The sequence below is a fragment of the Achromobacter sp. DH1f genome (assembly GCF_000633435.1).
GTDB classification, from domain to species: domain Bacteria; phylum Pseudomonadota; class Gammaproteobacteria; order Burkholderiales; family Burkholderiaceae_B; genus Achromobacter; species Achromobacter deleyi.
Genome location: NZ_AYMF01000122.1, coordinates 1 through 946 on the forward strand (window position 1 = coordinate 1; position 946 = coordinate 946).

At 67.9% G+C, this 946-nt stretch carries 1 protein-coding gene and 1 pseudogene; both read left to right on the forward strand.

All coding sequences use genetic code 11. The features are described 5' to 3' along the window. Positions 1 to 395, forward strand: a 395-nt coding sequence (locus U858_RS0133335; RefSeq protein ID WP_025141380.1) for a response regulator transcription factor, incomplete at its 5' end; no start/stop codon positions are given. An 86-nt stretch (positions 396 to 481) separates the two neighbouring features. Continuing rightward, positions 482 to 946: pseudogene (locus U858_RS0133340) on the forward strand (sensor histidine kinase); the annotation flags it as partial.

The following is a 946-nucleotide window of genomic DNA, read 5'->3' on the forward strand; positions in this document are numbered from 1 at the left end:
CCGGCGCCGACGACTACGTCACCAAGCCTTTCGAGCTGCCCGAGCTGGCCGCCCGTGTGCGCGCCTTCGGCCGCCGCAGGGCAGGGCAGGCGCAGCCCCTGATCGAAGTCGGCCCGCTGGTGTTCGACACCGTCGGCCGCGAAGTCCGGGCCAACGGCCAGCGCCTGTCGCTGTCGGTGCGCGAATTGTCCGTCCTGGAAATGCTGATGGCCCGCGTAGGCCGCGTGGTCACCAAGCGCCAGATCGTGAATTCGCTGTCCGCCTGGGATGCCGATTTCAGCGAAAACGCCGTCGAAGTCTATGTCTACCGTCTGCGCAAGCGCCTGGAAGGCACGGGCGCCAGCATCCAGACGGTGCGCGGTTTCGGCTACATGCTGGATGTGGAAACGGCCTGACGGCCTGCCTGGCTGCCCCGTGCCGGCAGGCGTAGCCGGCCTGCGGCGGCTGGACGCCTCAGCCGCCTAAGCGAGGGCAACGCGTCATGACGCACGAACGCACTCCCCCCTCTCCCCCGGCCTCGCGCCCCTTGCTCCCCTCCCGTTCGCTTGCGCGGCATCTGGTCATCCGGCTGATGCCGCCGATCCTGCTGCTGGTGCTGCTGGACCTGGCCGCGACCTGGGTCATCACCCACAAGATCGACATGTCGATCTGGATGCTGGAAGACTTCTTCTGGCTGATGGTGGTGGGGCAGGTGGCGCTGATCGGGCTGTTCACCTGGGTGGTGGTGCAGGGCGTGCGTTCGGGCCTGCGCTCGGTCAATCACCTGTCCGAGGAAATCCGGCAGCGCTCCATCGACGATATGCAGCCGCTGGAAGTGGCCGGCGTGCCGGTCGAGATCGAACCCCTGGTCACCCATACCAACGACCTGCTGCTGCGGCTGGATGCATCGCTGGCGGCGCAGCGGCGCTTCATCGGCCATGCCGCCCACCAGTTGCGCACGCCGCTG